Genomic DNA, 16576 nt, shown 5'->3' on the forward strand with positions numbered 1-16576 from the left:
CTAACAGACAAGGTGACGACAGGCATGACAATAACAGCTCAGGAAGCACGCCAGGACAATAACCGCACCATCTATCGCAACCTCACCCCCAGCCAGCTCGTTGAATTGGCCCTGCAGCGTCAGGAAGGCAAACTTGCCGACAATGGCGCTTTGGTCGTGGAAACGGGCCATCGCACCGGCCGCAGCCCAAAAGACCGTTTTGTAGTCCAGGAGCCCGGCACCAGCGACTTGATTGACTGGGGCGCTGTCAATCAGCCGTTACCTGCAGATCGGTTCGATGCCCTGTGGCAGCGAGTGAGTGATTATCTGGGCGATAAGGATCTGTTTACCGCCGACCTGCATGTGGGCGCGGATCCCGCACACTACATACCGGTACACGTGACTGCCCAGTACGCCTGGCATTGCCTTTTTGGCAGCACCCTGTTTATCAAGGCGGCCAACAACTACAACCCGGATAACAAAGATGTCTGGCAGATCATGAGTGCGCCCGACTTTGTCTGCGAGCCGGAGCGTGATGGCACGCATTCCGATGGCGCGGTCATCATCAATTTCGCACAGCGCAAAGTCCTGCTGGCCGGCATGCGTTATGCCGGTGAAATGAAAAAATCCATGTTCTCGGTTCAGAACTTCCTGCTGCCAGCCAAAGACGTGCTGCCCATGCATTGCTCTGCCAATGTCGGCGAAGAAGGTGACGTCTGCCTGTTCTTTGGCCTGTCCGGCACCGGCAAGACCACGTTGTCTGCCGATGAAGACCGTTACCTTATTGGCGACGATGAACACGGCTGGGGCAAAGGCACTGTGTTCAATCTGGAAGGCGGCTGTTATGCCAAGTGCATCGACCTGAGCCAGAAGAACGAACCGGTCATCTGGGATGCAATCAAATTCGGCTCAGTGATTGAGAATGTCAGCATCGACGAACACACGCGAGTGGCTGATTACAGCGATACCCGACTGACCCAGAACAGCCGTGCCTGCTATCCGCTGACGCATATCAGGAATCGTATTGAGGCCAATCGCGCCGGTGAACCCAAGGCCATCGTCTTCCTGACCTGCGACCTGACCGGCGTTTTGCCACCCGTATCGATTCTGTCACCTGAGGCAGCGGCGTATCATTTCCTCAGCGGTTATACCGCGCTGGTCGGCTCTACCGAAGTAGGCGCCGGCGATGGCATCAAGTCTACGTTCTCGACCTGCTTTGGCGCACCGTTCTTCCCGCGCCCGGCAGGCGTATACGCTGACCTGCTGATCAAGCGTATCGCTGAATTCAACAGTCAGGTTTATCTGGTTAACACCGGCTGGACCGGCGGCCCGCATGGTGTCGGCAAGCGCTTCAGCATTCCGGTCACCCGTTCCGTGCTGCACGCAATCCAGAGCGGCGCGCTGCGTGATGTCGACACCGAACATCTGGCCGGAATCAATCTGACCATTCCGATGCAGGTTCCGGGTGTCGACACGGCATTGCTTAATCCGCGCAACACCTGGGCAGACCCGGCAAAATACGACGCCAAGGCAGCTGACCTGATCGGGCAGTTCAACAATAACTTCAAGCGCTTTGAAGTATCGGACGCAATCGTGGCCGCGGGTCCGCAGCCGGTGTAACCGGCCACTCTTTTATAACCGGCCGCCATTGCAAACGGACCAAGGCGCCCCCAGAGAACAATGACAGCATCAAGGCTGTCATTGTTACCGCCTGTCGCAGGCAACAGATCATCAGAGGCCGACATCTTGACCAGATCATTTAACGCATCACTTGAGCGGTTTCAACTATCAGAGTTCAAACCAGCCTGGGCAAAGATTCAACGTGGTATCGAAAAGGAAAGCCTGCGTGTAACCCCCGAGGGCCGGCTGGCGCAGACACCGCACCCGGTGGGCATGGGCTCCGCATTGACGCATCCTTATGTCACCACTGATTATTCCGAGGCGCTGGTGGAAATGATTACACCGGTGTCAGACTCGATCGATGACTGCCTGTCCTTTCTGGATGATCTGCACAAGTTTGTTTATCAGAATCTGCCTGAAGGCGAGCGCCTCTGGGTCTCCAGCATGCCCTGCCTGCTGGAAAGTGAAGCACAGATTCCATTGGCGCAGTATGGCAAATCCAACATGGGCCGTCTCAAGACGCTGTACCGCGAAGGTCTGGGCCATCGCTACGGCCGACTGATGCAGACCATTGCCGGCATTCACTATAATTTTTCCATGCCCGATACGTTCTGGGATGATTTTCATTCCTTGTCGGGCTCTAACGAAACCATGCAGGCATTTCGGACCCGCAAATACCTGCACCTGATCCGCAACTTTCACCGCTACTCATGGTTGCTGGTCTATCTGTTCGGTGCCTCGCCTGCGGTGTGTCGCTGTTTTACCGACGATCGTAATCACGACCTGCAAGCGCTGGATGCGGCAACGCTGTACAAACCCGATGCAACCTGCCTGCGCATGGGAGACCTGGGTTACAAGAGTGACGCCCAGCGTTCAATTTTTGTGTGTTATAACGACCTGAACAATTACATCGACAGCCTGTATTCGGCGCTGTCGACACCCTATGCGCCTTACCAGCGCATCGGCATGAAACGTGATGACCACCACCTGCAGATCAACACCAACCTGCTGCAACTGGAAAACGAATTCTACGCCACCATCCGGCCCAAACGCGTCGGCGATGGCAAGCGCCCACTGCAGCTACTCAAGGAAAGTGGCATTCAATATATCGAAGTGCGGGCTCTGGACCTGAACCCCTTTCTCCCGCTGGGTATCGATGCGGAGCAAATTCGCTTTCTGGATGCATTCCTGGTTTATTGTCTGTTATCCGACAGTCCAGCATGCGTGGAAACCGAGAATCATGAAATTGAACAGAACCTGGCGCTGACTGTGAATCGTGGTCGCGAAGCGGGACTGGAACTGCAGCGCAAAGGCAAGCCGGTGACATTAAAAGACTGGTCCACCGAATTGCTGCAGGATATCGGCCACAGCGCCAGCCTGCTGGACCACGCGCACGAAACCGGCGCTTATTCGCAGGCCCTGGCAGCGCAACAGACCAAGGTTGATGATCCAACACAAACACCCTCGGCCAAAATCCTGCAGGCACTACAGGACAATAACCAGCCATTCTGTAAATTCGGCATGCAACACTCGGAAGGCGTACAACAGGGCTTTCTCTCCAGCCCCCTGCTGCCAGCACGTCAGGACCACTTCACGGCCACCAGCGCTGAATCACTGACCGCGCAGGCGCAGGCGGAAGCCAGTGATGAACTTGACTTCGAAAGCTTCCTGACGCAATGGAACGATTATCGGCTGTGACTCAGCCTTCTCGTCGAAAGGCCTGAAACAGGCACAGACTGAACAGCGCCACGAATCCCATTAACGCCAGCTCGGGAATTGAAAATATTCCCAGAAAGCGCCAGTTCACTTCTGCGCAGTTGCCATCACCGACCAGCAGGAAGCTCAGCGTATCCATGAGCGGAAAATTGTCCAGCATGTAACTGAAGCCCGGGCCGCACGCTGGCACCTGATCTTCCGGCAAGTAAGTCAGCCAGATCTGGCGAATGGCGAAATAGGCGCCCGCCACACACATTGTAGCGGCCAGCATGCCGTAATTGCGACGACCGGTGGCACCGGGGTTGTGCAGCGCCGCCAACAGACAGACCAGACCCGCTGCTACCACAAATACACGCTGGGTAATGCATAAACCGCAGGGTTCAAGCAGCATCACATGCTCCATGTAGAGCGCGGCACCGATAATCAACGCAGTGGCCAGAAAAATCAGCAGATTCAATAGTCGTGAGTTCGGCATCAACGCCATTAATTGAGCAATCATGTGGTTTTATCCTGCCTGGTTGATTCGTTTTTGTTCCGGTCGGGTTCTTTATTTGTACTCGTGTCCGCGCTTCTTTTCGTGCTTTTTTCCGTTTCTTTATCCGTGCTTGTGTCTGCATTCTCGCCTGGATTTGTGTCCGTGTCAGGCTCTTCATCGCCCGATTCATCCTTGCCGCCGTGCGATTCAGAATCCTCGTCGCCCGGCTCTCCTTCAGGCGTATTTTTTAAACTGCGTTCGTTGGCAGTGTCGTCATTATCGGGCGACGAATACGGGGTGGCAATTGATCGCATGTCGTAACCACTGGGTTGCTGGAACACCTGCAGCCCGAACTCCGGCAATATTGCCAGAATGTGATCGAAAATATCAGACTGGATACCCTCATAATCCACCCACTCCACGGTATTGGTAAAGCAGTAAATTTCGATAGGCAGCCCCTCTGGCCCAGGCCCCTGATGACGCACAATCAGGGTCAGATCCTGACGCACGCGGTCGCTGGCGCGCAGGTAATTGACCATGTACGCCCGGAAGGTACCGAGATTGGTCATTCTGCGGGTATTAACTGGCTCTTTGCCACGCTCTTCCAGCTTGGTGTTCCAGGAATCCAGCTCTTCCTGCTTATCCGTAAGATAGTCCTGCAACAGCGAGAAGCGACCCAGCCGCTCAATTTCTTCCGTACTCATAAAGTGCACGCTGTTCTGGTCCAGATACACCGAGCGCTTGATACGACGGCCACCGGTTTCCTTCATGCCGCGCCAGTTCTTGAAAGATCCGCTGATAAAGCGTCGGGTGGGAATGGTGGTAATGGTTTTGTCCCAGTTCTGCACCTTGACGATATGCAAGGCGATATCAATGACATCGCCATCGGCATTCAGGTCAGGCATCTCGATCCAGTCGCCCACGCGCACCATATCATTGGACGTAATCTGGACACTGGCTACCAAAGACAGCAGTGTGTCCTGAAAGACCAATAGCAGAACCGCCGCAAGGGCACCCAGACCTGACAGCAGTATCACCGGTGAGCGATCAAGCAGCGTTGCAATCATCAACAGGACAGCAATGGCATACAGAACAATCTTGATGACCTGCAGATAGCCTTTGATCGGCCTGTCTTTGGCATCCGGGCGACGCTGATACAGATCATTGATCAGGTCCATGACTGACCCCAGCGCGAGCGCAATGGTCAACACAATAAAGGCATTGGCAACGTTGTTTACCACTGTCACAACAACAGCGGGCAGGTCCGGCACCAACCGGATACCAAAGGTGATCACCAGAGCCGGAATAACATTGGCCAGACGACTGATGAAGCCGAAACGGTAATAAATACTTTTATCCCGTTTAACACGCTTCCCGTTTTCATCAGTCTTTGGCGGGCCTTCGATCAACGAGAATACGCCGCGCACCAGCCAGCGTTTGGTGATAAAATTGGACAACCAGGCTGCCACTAACAGAATCACAATCGAACTGACCACAGAGACCCATTCGTAGGTTTCCAGCAAGGCAGTGATCTGTTCAGGCAATTGGTTCGTTATAAAGTCAGGCATGCAAACAATTTCTCTGGCGTGATATTCTGGCTTTGATGCTGGCAATCGCCAACGCCGGCAGGGCTGTTGATGTTTACTGACGCCTTCGCGCAGCGAGGCGGCCGCCAAATTAAGCGCCCATGCTATCAAAGAAGGCTTCAGTGGCGCCACGGTCAGCCGATAATGCTTTTACGGACCCATTGCCAGGACCTTAAGAAATCACAATCCAAAACCGGATAACATCTTGATTTATATGATCAAAAAACTTTTGCGCAGCAAAACCTGGCTTATCGCAGCCAGCTTGACGGCGACAGTGTGTCTGACGCCGGCGCTGTTTGCGGCAGCCCCGGCGCCCGCTGATGGCGAGGCCGGCAGCGGCATGGCAGATCTGATCTACTACAATCTGGGGCCCAGTTTCATTACTAATTATGATGGCGCCGGTCGTCTGAAATATCTCAAAACCGACGTCACCGTGCGCATCCAACCCGGCTCAGCGGCCACACTGGATCGCCATCTGCCCTATATACGCAATCGTCTGGTGACGCTGTTTTCGACACAACTGGAAGAAAACCTGACGTCGATACGAGGCAAAGAGCAATTGCGGGCCGAGGCAATCAACGAGATCAAGCAGGCCCTGGATCTGGTGGAAGGCCCCGGCACCTCCAGCCAGGTCATCAATCTGTACTTCACATCCTTTGTGATACAGCGCTAGAGTCGGGAACGGAAGTACCGCTCGGCCCACGGCATAAGTCTGGCCGGCACCCGCGCGCTGCGCCAGGCATTGGCAGCAAAGCGGTTGGCCTCCAGCATGGTCGGGTAAATATGAGTGGTGCCCGCGATCTTTTTTAATCCCATCTTGTGGGTCATAGCAAACACAAAGCTACCGATCAGCTCGCCGGCATGCGGGCCTACGATACTGGCACCCAGGATTCGGTCACTACCAGGCGCGGTCAGTACTTTGACAAATCCGCGAGCATTACCCTCAGCCAATGCCCGGTCCAGATGATCGAGCTCATAGCAGGTCAGTTCATATTCAATGTCCTGTGCCTTCGCTTCTTTTTCGTTTATACCTACCCGGGCCACCTCAGGGTCAGTAAAGGTGGCGTGCGGCACGACCCCGTAGTTTGCCCGGAAAGTTTTTAACATGCCAGCCAGCGCATTCAGGGTTGCGTACCAGGCCTGAAAAGACGCCATGTGAGTGAATTGATACGGGCCGGCGACATCACCACAAGCCAGAATGCTGGGGTATGCCGTACGCATGGCACTGTCGACGCTAATCGCTCCCCGGTCGGTCAGTGGCATCTGCAATTCTTCCAGACCGAAACCTTCGACGTTGGGTTTTCGACCCAAAGCAACCAGTACCTTGTCAAACCCTACTTCCTTTTCAGAACCGTCGGGCGCAGACACGGTCAGGCAATCACCCGAGGCACCAGAGCGGAATGCCTGCATTTCATGCCCCAGCAGCATGGTGATGCCCTGCTCACGGAAAGCCTGCTCAACCAACGCCGAAGCATCATCATCTTCACGCGACATCAAATGTTCGGCACGGTCGAGTATGGTCACATCTGAGCCCAGACGGGCAAAGGCCTGCGCCAGCTCACAACCAATCGGGCCGCCCCCCAACACCAGCAACTTCCGGGGCAGTTCGCGCAAGCCCCAGACATTGTCTGAGTGCAGATAGTCGATATCCGACAGGCCGGGCACTTCCGGGATCAGCGGTCGGGCGCCGGTGGCGACGATAATCGCTCGGGTGTTGATGGTGCGACCGTCAACTTCAACCGTCCACGGAGAACGAATAAACGCTTCCCCCTGCACACAATCCACACCCAGCGACGTGAAGCGTTCCACCGAATCGTGAGGCTCTATGGCCTTGATGACCCCCTGTACCCGCTCCATCACCGCGGCAAAGTCCACTTCGCCGCTGGCACCTTTGATACCAAATGCTTCCGCCTGACGAATGGTTTCCGCGACCTTGGCGCTGGCAATCAATGACTTGCTGGGAACACATCCGGTATTAAGACAATCCCCGCCCATTTTGTGTTTCTCAATCAGCGTAACACTGGCTTTGGCGCCGGCAGCAACGATGGACGCCACCAGACCGCCAGAGCCGGCACCAATCACCACCAGGTTGGTATCGAATTTTGAAGGTTTTTTGTAGGCTTTAGCCAGACGGTTACGCTGGATCAGTGCGATGATCGCCTTACCCAGCCACGGCATTGCCGCCAGTAACACAAACGACAGAATCAGCGATCCGCTCAGCAGTCCTGCCAACGAGCTGAGCTGCCCCAGCTCAACGCCGGCATTAACAAACACGGCGGTGCCCAGCAGCATGCCCACCTGACTGACCCAGTAGAAGGTGACGGTTTTGATGGGCGTCAGGCCCATCACCAGATTGATCAGAAAGAACGGAAACACCGGCACCAGACGCAGGGTAAACAGATAAAAGGCGCCATCACGCTCGACCCCTTTGTTGATCGCCTTTAATGACCGCCCAAAACGGCTCTGCACCCAGTCTCGCAACAACAGACGTGATGCCAGAAACGCCAGTGTGGCGCCAATACTGCTGGCAAATGACACCAGCAACAAACCCCAGCCCAGACCAAAAATTGCACCGCCCAGCAAGGTCATGATAGCAGCGCCGGGCAAAGACAGGGCCGTCACCACAATATAGATGGCAAAAAATGCACCTGCCGTCAGCACAAAATTGTTTTCACTAAAGTCACGCAGCGTGTCGAGCTGCGACTGGGCATAACTCAGGGTCAGATACTGTCCGAGGTCGAGACTGAAATACGCAATGGCGGCGGCTGCAATGACAGCGACAACAGCCCATCTGGATTTACTCATAATTCTCCCGCTAATGTAATTTGCCAGCGCTGCCTGCAGTTTTTTGATCCGGCAGGACGCTGTGCTATAGTTTTTGTTACCAACTGGCCCCTGAACAATGAACCGAGAGCAACAAATCTGTGACCGATCATACCTCACGTAGCAGCACCAAGCGCCAATTTCCTTTGACACGACTACGCCGTATGCGCCGCGATGAATTCAGCCGTCGCCTGATGCGGGAAACACGACTGACCACAGATGACCTGATCTTCCCGATCTTCATCGTTGAAGGCAGCGGCCAGCGGCAGGAAATCCCGTCCATGCCGGACATCTTTCGACTCAGCATCGACGAATTGCTGAAAGAGGCGGCGGAACTGTGCCAGCTCGGCATTCCGGCCATCGCTCTGTTTCCCTCACCCAATCAGGACACCAAATCGCTGGACGGGCACGAAGCCTGGAACCCGGACGGCCTGGTGCAGCGTGCCGTCAAAGCGTTAAAAACCGACTTCCCGGACCTGGGTATTATCACCGACATCGCACTTGATCCGTATACGACCCATGGCCAGGACGGGATCATTGATGACAACGGTTATGTGTTAAATGAAGAGACGGTTACAGCCCTGGTCAAACAGGCGCTGTCGCATGCGGCCGCCGGCGCAGACATCGTAGCCCCCTCCGACATGATGGACGGTCGCATCGGTGCCATTCGTCATGCGCTGGAAGACAACAACCATATCTACACCCGTATCCTGGCCTATTCAGCCAAGTATGCGTCCAGCTATTATGGCCCATTCCGCGATGCCGTTGGCTCCAGTGGCAATCTCGGCAAAGGCAACAAGCATACCTACCAGATGGATATTGCCAACAGCGATGAGGCCCTGCATGAAGTCGGCATGGACCTGGCCGAAGGTGCTGACATGGTCATGATCAAACCGGGCATGCCTTACCTTGACATCGTACGCCGGGTTAAAGATGAATTTGGCGCCCCCACCATGGTCTATCAGGTCAGTGGTGAATACGCCATGCACATGGCTGCAGCCCGCAACGGTTGGCTGGATGAGGAAGCCGTTGCCATCGAATCTCTGGTCAGTATCAAGCGCGCAGGGGCGGATGCGATTCTGACCTATTTCGCCAAAAAGGCAGCGCGCTTGCTGCAAAGCACTTGAAACCATATTTTTTGGCCTTATGATAGAGAGTATAAACCTAGCCCGTCATTAAGCCGCTCAAGCCTCTCTTCGTTAGCCCGATGCCTGATGCTTACCCTGACCCAACATTGAAGGAATGTCCTATGAGCGACAAAATCGTTCACATTACTGACGCGAGTTTCGAACAAGATGTACTGAAAGCAGACGGCCCTGTCATGGTCGACTTCTGGGCAGAATGGTGCGGTCCCTGCAAAATGATCGCTCCCGTGCTGGATGAACTTTCAGACGAATACGCAGGCCGGTTGAAGATCTGCAAACTGAATATCGATTCAAACGCCGAAACTGCACCCCGGTTTGGTGTACGTGGCATTCCAACGCTGATCATTTTCAAGAATGGCCAGGTTGAAGCCACCAAGGTTGGCGCATTGTCAAAATCCCAGCTGGCTGCCTTTATCGACAGCGTAATCTGATTGCCTTTGGCCCCTGGTGCCGCCTCGCTTTTTCGCGACTGCACCAGGGGAAAAATAATGCAGATTTTTGTAGACAGCGGCGCTTGAAGCATTTATATTCAGCCGCATCCCCGTTTCGACGGCGCGGATTCCAGTCTCTTACCCGATCCAAACCAAGCCAGAATCTTGAGCTGAATCCGACTTTACCTTAGCCCGATTTTAAATCCGATTATTTTGAAATCCGACTTTTTAAACCCAACTGGCACCCAGCCCGTATTCATACCTTCGTTATATGTGCTCCGGCTGCGCTGCCCGTTACAGACTTCCTGTATCCCAAAAGAACTTAAAAAACCTAGCCTATGAATCTTACCGATCTTAAAAAGCAACCCATTGCCCAGCTTCTTGAAACCGCCGTGGAAATGGGACTCGAAAACCTCTCCCGCACACGCAAGCAAGACATCATCTTCGCAATACTGAAGAAACACGCCAAAAACGGCGAAGACATCAGTGGCGATGGTGTGCTGGAAATTCTGGCTGATGGCTTTGGCTTTCTGCGTTCGTCGGATTCATCATACCTGGCAGGTCCTGATGACATTTACGTCTCACCCAGCCAGATTCGACGCTTTAACCTGCGCACGGGCGACACCATCGAAGGCAAGATCAGGCCACCCAAAGACGGCGAACGTTATTTTGCTCTACTGAAGATCGCTGAGGTCAACTTCGCTAAACCCGAAAACTCCAAGCACAAAATCCTGTTTGAAAACCTGACCCCTCTGTTCCCCACCGAACGCCTTAAACTGGAACTGGGCAACGGCAGCACGGAAGACCTCAGCGCTCGCATTATCGATCTCACTGCCCCTATCGGCAAAGGCCAGCGCGGCCTGATCGTATCTCCACCCAAGGCTGGTAAAACCCTGTTACTTCAGAACATCGCTCAATCCATTACCCGTAACAACCCTGAGTGCCGCCTCATCGTGCTGCTGATTGACGAGCGGCCCGAAGAAGTTACCGACATGCAACGTTCGGTGCGTGGCGAAGTGGTTGCCAGCACATTTGATGAGCCCCCGGCGCGCCACGTTCAGGTTGCCGAGATGGTTATCGAAAAAGCCAAGCGCCTGGTCGAACACAAAGAGGACGTGGTTATCCTGCTCGACTCCATCACCCGTCTGGCGCGAGCCTACAACACAATCGTACCGTCCTCCGGCAAGGTACTGACCGGTGGTGTTGATGCGCATGCACTTGAGCGTCCAAAACGTTTCTTTGGCGCCGCACGAAATCTGGAAGAAGGCGGCAGCCTGACCATCATCGCCACCGCACTGGTTGAGACCGGTTCGAAAATGGACGAAGTAATCTACGAGGAATTCAAAGGCACCGGCAACATGGAAATCCATCTTGACCGGAAAATTGCCGAGAAGCGCATCTACCCTGCGATCAATGTTCGTCGCTCCGGCACGCGCCGAGAGGAACTGCTGACATCAGAGGAAGAGCTGCAGCGCATGTGGATTCTGCGCAAGATCCTGAGCACCATGGAAGACGTGCAGGCTGCCGAGTTTATCCTCGACAAGCTGAAGGACAGCAAGACCAACGACGAATTCTTCAACATGATGAAGCGCAAGTAATTTAAGCTGTCTGCGTTGCATTAACGTCGTTAAAAAAGGCCGGTCGTCAGGCGGAGGGCGAACTCGAGCGGGGCATCAAGGGCCTGTGCGGAGCCGCCTGACCAAGGGGTGGGGTCGGCAAGCGACCGCACTCCCTTGCCCAGACAGCTCTCCGGGCCTGTGCAAGACTTCAGCCGGATTCAGATCAGAGTTAACAGGAAGAGAACATGTCGTTCAAAGACCTCAGAGAATTCATCACCCTGCTGGAATCTGAAGGCGAACTCAAACGCATCACCGTCCCTGTCGACCCCAACCTTGAAATCACCGAGATTTGTGACCGCACTCTGCGTGCCGGCGGTCCGGCGCTGCTGTTTGAAAACCCCATCGGATCCGACATTCCTCTGCTGGGCAATCTGTTTGGCAATACCCGCCGCATCGCGCTGGCCATGGGGCAACAGGACCTGCAGGGATTGCGTGACGTCGGCACACTGCTGGCGTTCCTGAAGGAACCAACACCGCCCAAAGGCTGGAAGGATATCTGGCAGAACCTGCCGACCTACAAACAGGTACTGAATATTGCCCCTTCCGTGCGCAAAAAGGCGCCGTGTCAGGATGTGGTGATCAATGAAGCGGATGTTGATCTGGGCAAGTTGCCGGTGCAGACCTGCTGGCCTGGTGACGCCGGCCCTCTGGTCACCTGGCCGTTGGTGATTACCCGCGGACCCGAGAAAGAGCGGCAGAACCTGGGCATCTATCGCATGCAGGTCATCGGCAAGAACCGCCTGATCATGCGCTGGCTGTCACATCGCGGCGGTGCTCTGGATTTCCGTGAATGGCAGCTTAAACACCCTGGTGAGGGTTTCCCGGTATCGATTGCCATCGGCGCCGATCCGGCTACCATCCTGGCCACAGTAACGCCCATTCCCGACACACTGTCCGAATATGCCTTTGCCGGACTCTTGCGTGGCAGTAAAACCGAGGTCATCAAATGCCTCAGCAACGACCTGCAGGTGCCGGCCAGTGCCGAATTTGTGCTGGAAGGCGTGATCGAACCGGACGACATGGCAGACGAAGGTCCGTTCGGAGATCACACCGGTTACTACAATGAGGTAGACAGCTTTCCGGTCTTTACCGTGAAAAAGATCACCCATCGCAAAGACCCGATTTATCACAGCACCTATACCGGCCGGCCACCGGATGAACCGGCCATGCTGGGCGTGGCGTTAAATGAAGTATTTGTGCCATTGTTGCAGAAGCAGTATCCGGAGATTGTGGATTTTTATCTGCCCCCGGAAGGCTGCTCCTATCGCCTGGCGGTTATCAGCATCCGCAAACAGTACCCCGGCCACGCCAAACGAGTGATGATGGGCGCATGGTCATTCCTGCGGCAGTTCATGTACACCAAGTTTGTCATTGTCACCGATGACGATGTTGATATTCGCAACTGGCATGATGTCATCTGGGCAATGACAACACGAATGGACCCGGCGCGAGATACCGTCATGATCGAGAACACTCCGATTGATTACCTGGACTTCGCATCGCCCGTGTCCGGGCTGGGCTCAAAAATCGGTATGGATGCAACCAACAAATGGCCAGGTGAAAGCACCCGCGAGTGGGGCACACCCATAACCATGGATGCTGACGTAAAGAAAAAAGTCGACGATCTGTGGGATAAGCTGGGCATCTGAAGATTATTGTGCCAGCCCAGTCAATACTTCCGGGGCTTGCACCAAACCTGAGATCTGCCTGGAGGACAAGGGCGTGCGGCCACCGGCCGGCCCCACCCCTTGTTCAGGCAGCTCCGCACCACCCGATAAAATTCAGGTCAGGATTTTACCCGCTTTGACGAACGCCAGCGGAATGGGTTGAGCCAACCCAGAAGACTCAATACCAGCTTGATAATGGCCAGCAACAATAACAGCACCATCAGCAGGGCAAACAGGCTGGTCTCAAACGTGTAATTGCCGTAAGCGACCAGGATGTATCCCGGATCGCGCGCCAACTGAACGGCCAGTAAAACACTGGCGACCAGCGCGAGCAGAATCAATATAAACAACTTTCTCATGTTGGTTCTCCGAACCCCGCTTATCAGTTCAGGGGCTGGCCGTTGACCGCCGGCACAGAGCTGCTGTCAGGAACTGAGGTATTTTCAGGTACTCGCGGCGTTGCGGGAGCCACCGGCGTTGTCGGAGCAGCGCTGCTCGCCAGCTGCCGAATCAGCGCGGCCGTGCCTGACAGGTCCGGCAGCGCCATGTGTATTTCAATGGCCTGCAATTGCTCAAGTTCAGCCAGCAACTGACGGCCTCGTTCATTGTCTGATCCAACATAGCGCTGAATATTGTTGCTGACCTGCGCCAGTATTTGCCGGTAAAGCGACTCATCATCCTGCAGCATCGCCAGTTGTGCCTGCTCCAGTTGCAACTGCAACTGCTGCTTCAAAAGGTCCTCTTGCTGAAGCGGCAAACTTTCCACCGGCGTCTCGTCCCACTCACGCCAGACAAAGATACTGCGCAGTAGGTCAAGGCCGGCCTCCACCCAACCGACCTCTGACACCGCCTGTGCTGTTTCCTGCAACTGGCCCTGAACGCCTTCCTGATAACTGTCCTGACGGGATCCGGCGAGCGACATCTGGTCGAGATTATTGCCCAGCCTGACCAGGCGTTGTGACACCATGGCGCGATCGGGTAACTGCGTGTTACGGATCGCCTGCAGGTCATCGGCGAGGTTCTGACGCGTGGTGGCGACCAGAGGGCCGCTCTGGCCGGCCAGCAAGGTATCAATCATGCCCAGCAATAATTCCGCAGAAGCCAGATCGGATTCCAGCTGCAACTTTTGCTGGGCCAGTCGCATAAGATAATTGGCTTCGGCATTCAACCAGCGTGTATCGCGTTGCTGGAGAATCGCTACTTGCCGCTGCAGTGCGGCTACCAGACTCTGTGTGTCCGACATGTCACGGGCAACCTGTTGTTGCACTCGCTCCAGGCGTTGCTGGCCGGACTGCTCCTGCGTGTCTATTTCAGTCAGCGCTGTCTGCACGGCACTGTTGCTTTGCCGCAGCAATGCGGCCTGTTCTGTCATGTCTGACTGCAGTTGTTCACGCTGTGCTGTCAGCTCGGCCCGCATGTCGTTCACCTGTTGCTGCCAGCGAGCACTTTCGCTCTGCACATCGGTTACCGCCCGGGTCACCCGGTCCTGAGACAACCATTGCTGGTATCCCAGCCAGCCAGTTGCTGCCGCAAGCAACAATATCAACACAAACATGAATGCAAAAGCAGTCCGGCCGGCTGTGTTACTGCGCCTGGGGGCAGCGTGATTTTTTCGACCTATTTCGTCGAGCACGCTGGAGGTGTCCAGTTTTTTTCTGCTCTGAAACGGATCGTCATTCATCGAAGGCTGTTCTGTATCGACCATTATCTATTACCCCAGCGGCACAGCAACAGTGGCCAGTGCCTCCAATACGGTTTCGTCATTCGCGCCACCGGCATTAATCACGCGCACCACGCCGGCATTGATTGCATGCTGGCGTATACGTTCCGACGGAACGATCACCGGAATCGACGTTATGGTGGTCGGGTCATTCTGCAGGAAGTGCAATAGTACATCGAGAATCTGGGCACTGGTGACCACAATGGCATTGATCTGCTGTTGCCGGATCATCGTCAGCAACATATCAGTGCCGTAGTCTGGTGTGCGTCGATGATACAATTCCAGGTAGTCTACCGTGGCGCCGCGTTCGCGTAGCGTTTCAGCAATCAGCTCACGACCGCCAACGCCGCGAACCAGTGCGATTCGCTGGCCGCTGATATTCTGCAGCCCAGGCAGGGCCAGCAGGTCTTCGCTGGTGACGCCTTTGTCAGAACAGTTCACCGGCCAATCAAGAGCCCGAAGCACTTGCGCCGTGCCCGGCCCAACAGCATAGGCTGCCAGACCGTCAGGTACCTGCGGCCACCAGGCATCAATCCACTCCAGCGCAATGCGCGCGGCATTGGTACTGATGAATATCGCTGCGTCATATTGATCCAGACTCAGAATCCGCGCCTTGATTGCCTCGCAGGCATCAGGGTCATCAACCGGATCGATTTCGATCAGTGGCAACTCGCATACCTGGCCGCCATGGCTGTTGATGGCCTTAACCAGACTGGCCGATTGCATTTGCGGTCGTGTCAATAATACCGATAAGCCTGAAAGTTGCATCCGATTACCCGATCAGCTATTCCTCTGTAGTTTCATACAGCGCCGCCAGAATATCACCGGCGCCCTGGGCTAACAGATCTTCCGCTGCCGCGATCCCGATAGCCTCTGCATCGCTGCGGTGGCCACTGCGTTCAGTGCGCAGAATGCGACTGCCGTCCACATCCCCGACCAGACCGCGCAACAGCAATTGATCACCGTCCAGCTCAGCATAACAGGCTATGGGAACCTGGCAACCGCCCTGCAGACGACGATTCATCGCACGCTCTGCAATGACCCTGTCGGCGGTGTCCGGATGATGCATGACACTCAGCATGGCAATCAGTTCAGCTGCATCCTCCCGGCACTCAATGCCGACAGCGCCCTGGCCACCGGCCGGCAACGACACCGCTTCCGGGATAAACTGGGCAATGCGCTCGTCAAGTTTCAGTCGCAACAGACCGGCAGCGGCCAGCACGATGGCATCAAACTCGCCACTATCAAGCTTGCCCAGCCGGGTACCGACATTGCCGCGCAAGGTGCCCACTTTAAGGTCCGGACGCAGACTCAGCAGCTGACATTGCCGACGCAGGCTGGCGGTACCGACCCGGGCCCCCTGCGGCAAGGCATCAATGTTCGCGAAGTGATTGGAAACAAACGCGTCGCGCGGATCTTCACGCTCGCAGATGACCGGCAGGAACAAACCTGGCGGGAACTCCATGGGCACATCTTTCATGGAATGCACCGCAATATCCGCCTCTCCTGACAGCATGGCCGTCTCCAGCTCTTTGACAAACAACGCTTTACCACCAATTTTAGCCAGCGGTGTGTCGAGTATTTTGTCGCCCCGGGTAGAGATAGTCACCAGCTCTACCCGCAAACCAGCGTTATTCGCCATCAGGGCATCACGCACAAATTCGGCCTGCCACAAAGCCAGTGGACTGCGGCGGGTTGCGATGCGGATAAGGTCTAAAGCCATAGTTCTTCCATTGCCAATTGCTTGGGTTACTTAAATTAGTTACTCAGCATTCTACGCCAAATCCAGCCGGAA

At 55.2% G+C, this 16576-nt stretch carries 14 protein-coding genes; 7 read left to right on the forward strand and 7 right to left on the reverse strand.

Going from position 1 to position 16576, the window contains the following annotated elements; all coding sequences use genetic code 11:
* Positions 1 to 24 precede the first annotated feature (24 nt).
* Together PHACT_RS07035 and gshA are read left to right on the forward strand one after the other, a co-directional pair.
* Positions 25 to 1599 carry a phosphoenolpyruvate carboxykinase gene (locus PHACT_RS07035; RefSeq protein WP_070116534.1) on the forward strand — a complete coding sequence of 525 codons (1575 nt, stop codon included), beginning with the start codon at positions 25 to 27 and terminating at the stop codon, positions 1597 to 1599.
* A gap of 126 nt (positions 1600 to 1725) precedes the next feature.
* A complete protein-coding gene (gshA, locus tag PHACT_RS07040) occupies positions 1726 to 3297 on the forward strand; it encodes a glutamate--cysteine ligase (RefSeq protein WP_070118208.1) in 1572 nt (523 codons plus the stop codon).
* Position 3298: 1 nt separating this feature from the next.
* Here the strand turns inward: gshA and PHACT_RS07045 are convergent, their stop codons facing one another.
* Positions 3299 to 3814, reverse strand: coding sequence for a disulfide bond formation protein B (locus tag PHACT_RS07045; RefSeq protein WP_245730619.1), 516 nt, complete (start codon positions 3812 to 3814; stop codon positions 3299 to 3301).
* Positions 3811 to 5358 carry a mechanosensitive ion channel family protein gene (locus tag PHACT_RS07050; RefSeq protein ID WP_070116535.1) on the reverse strand — a complete coding sequence of 516 codons (1548 nt, stop codon included), beginning with the start codon at positions 5356 to 5358 and terminating at the stop codon, positions 3811 to 3813. The genes PHACT_RS07045 and PHACT_RS07050 overlap by 4 nt, the downstream gene beginning before the upstream one ends.
* 232 nt (positions 5359 to 5590) lie before the next feature.
* Here PHACT_RS07050 and PHACT_RS07055 point away from each other — a divergent pair, with 232 nt between their 5' ends.
* A complete protein-coding gene (locus PHACT_RS07055) occupies positions 5591 to 6049 on the forward strand; it encodes a flagellar basal body-associated FliL family protein (protein WP_139141461.1) in 459 nt (152 codons plus the stop codon).
* Here the strand turns inward: PHACT_RS07055 and PHACT_RS07060 are convergent.
* The gene (locus tag PHACT_RS07060) at positions 6046 to 8181 is read right to left on the reverse strand and encodes an FAD-dependent oxidoreductase (protein WP_070116536.1); all 2136 of its coding nucleotides are present in this window, start codon (positions 8179 to 8181) and stop codon (positions 6046 to 6048) included. The two genes, PHACT_RS07055 and PHACT_RS07060, sit on opposite strands and share 4 nt — an antisense overlap.
* 119 nt (positions 8182 to 8300) lie before the next feature.
* Between PHACT_RS07060 and hemB the strand changes: the two genes are divergently transcribed.
* The 4 genes from hemB to ubiD all read left to right on the forward strand — a co-directional run bounded on the left by hemB (position 8301) and on the right by ubiD (position 13043).
* Complete coding sequence (hemB, locus tag PHACT_RS07065; RefSeq protein ID WP_281201722.1) at positions 8301 to 9326, forward strand: porphobilinogen synthase; 1026 nt, start codon at positions 8301 to 8303, stop codon at positions 9324 to 9326.
* 122 nt (positions 9327 to 9448) lie between these two features.
* Positions 9449 to 9775, forward strand: a complete 327-nt coding sequence (gene trxA / locus PHACT_RS07070; RefSeq protein ID WP_070116538.1) for a thioredoxin TrxA — start codon at positions 9449 to 9451, stop codon at positions 9773 to 9775.
* Between the two features lie 338 nt (positions 9776 to 10113).
* Positions 10114 to 11373 (forward strand): transcription termination factor Rho, encoded by a 1260-nt coding sequence (rho, locus tag PHACT_RS07075; protein ID WP_070116539.1) that lies wholly within the window; start codon positions 10114 to 10116, stop codon positions 11371 to 11373.
* A gap of 206 nt (positions 11374 to 11579) precedes the next feature.
* Positions 11580 to 13043: a 4-hydroxy-3-polyprenylbenzoate decarboxylase gene (ubiD, locus tag PHACT_RS07080; RefSeq protein WP_070116540.1), complete on the forward strand. Its 1464-nt coding sequence runs from the start codon at positions 11580 to 11582 to the stop codon at positions 13041 to 13043.
* A 137-nt stretch (positions 13044 to 13180) separates the two neighbouring features.
* Here ubiD and PHACT_RS07085 read toward each other — a convergent pair whose 3' ends face one another.
* From PHACT_RS07085 to hemC, 4 genes are read right to left on the reverse strand one after another with little or no spacing between them, the layout of a single operon-like run.
* Positions 13181 to 13420 carry a hypothetical protein gene (locus PHACT_RS07085; protein ID WP_139141462.1) on the reverse strand — a complete coding sequence of 80 codons (240 nt, stop codon included), beginning with the start codon at positions 13418 to 13420 and terminating at the stop codon, positions 13181 to 13183.
* A gap of 23 nt (positions 13421 to 13443) precedes the next feature.
* Positions 13444 to 14766: a uroporphyrinogen-III C-methyltransferase gene (locus PHACT_RS07090; RefSeq protein ID WP_070116542.1), complete on the reverse strand. Its 1323-nt coding sequence runs from the start codon at positions 14764 to 14766 to the stop codon at positions 13444 to 13446.
* Positions 14767 to 14772: 6 nt separating this feature from the next.
* Complete coding sequence (locus PHACT_RS07095) at positions 14773 to 15507, reverse strand: uroporphyrinogen-III synthase (RefSeq protein WP_169819412.1); 735 nt, start codon at positions 15505 to 15507, stop codon at positions 14773 to 14775.
* A 58-nt stretch (positions 15508 to 15565) separates the two neighbouring features.
* Positions 15566 to 16504: a hydroxymethylbilane synthase gene (gene hemC / locus PHACT_RS07100; RefSeq protein ID WP_070116544.1), complete on the reverse strand. Its 939-nt coding sequence runs from the start codon at positions 16502 to 16504 to the stop codon at positions 15566 to 15568.
* Positions 16505 to 16576: the final 72 nt, after the last annotated feature.

The organism is Pseudohongiella acticola (assembly GCF_001758195.1).
In the GTDB taxonomy this organism is placed as follows: domain Bacteria; phylum Pseudomonadota; class Gammaproteobacteria; order Pseudomonadales; family Pseudohongiellaceae; genus Pseudohongiella; species Pseudohongiella acticola.

Coding starts and splice junctions, on each gene's coding strand:
- PHACT_RS07060 (WP_070116536.1), bottom strand. CDS start 8,181: ATGAGTAAATCCAGATGGGCTGTTGTCGCTGTCATTGCAGCCGCCGCC.
- PHACT_RS07035 (WP_070116534.1), top strand. CDS start 25: ATGACAATAACAGCTCAGGAAGCACGCCAGGACAATAACCGCACCATC.
- PHACT_RS07055 (WP_139141461.1), top strand. CDS start 5,591: ATGATCAAAAAACTTTTGCGCAGCAAAACCTGGCTTATCGCAGCCAGC.
- PHACT_RS07090 (WP_070116542.1), bottom strand. CDS start 14,766: ATGGTCGATACAGAACAGCCTTCGATGAATGACGATCCGTTTCAGAGC.
- ubiD (WP_070116540.1), top strand. CDS start 11,580: ATGTCGTTCAAAGACCTCAGAGAATTCATCACCCTGCTGGAATCTGAA.
- PHACT_RS07085 (WP_139141462.1), bottom strand. CDS start 13,420: ATGAGAAAGTTGTTTATATTGATTCTGCTCGCGCTGGTCGCCAGTGTT.
- PHACT_RS07095 (WP_169819412.1), bottom strand. CDS start 15,507: ATGCAATCGGCCAGTCTGGTTAAGGCCATCAACAGCCATGGCGGCCAG.
- PHACT_RS07050 (WP_070116535.1), bottom strand. CDS start 5,358: ATGCCTGACTTTATAACGAACCAATTGCCTGAACAGATCACTGCCTTG.
- trxA (WP_070116538.1), top strand. CDS start 9,449: ATGAGCGACAAAATCGTTCACATTACTGACGCGAGTTTCGAACAAGAT.
- rho (WP_070116539.1), top strand. CDS start 10,114: ATGAATCTTACCGATCTTAAAAAGCAACCCATTGCCCAGCTTCTTGAA.
- hemC (WP_070116544.1), bottom strand. CDS start 16,504: ATGGCTTTAGACCTTATCCGCATCGCAACCCGCCGCAGTCCACTGGCT.
- PHACT_RS07045 (WP_245730619.1), bottom strand. CDS start 3,814: ATGATTGCTCAATTAATGGCGTTGATGCCGAACTCACGACTATTGAAT.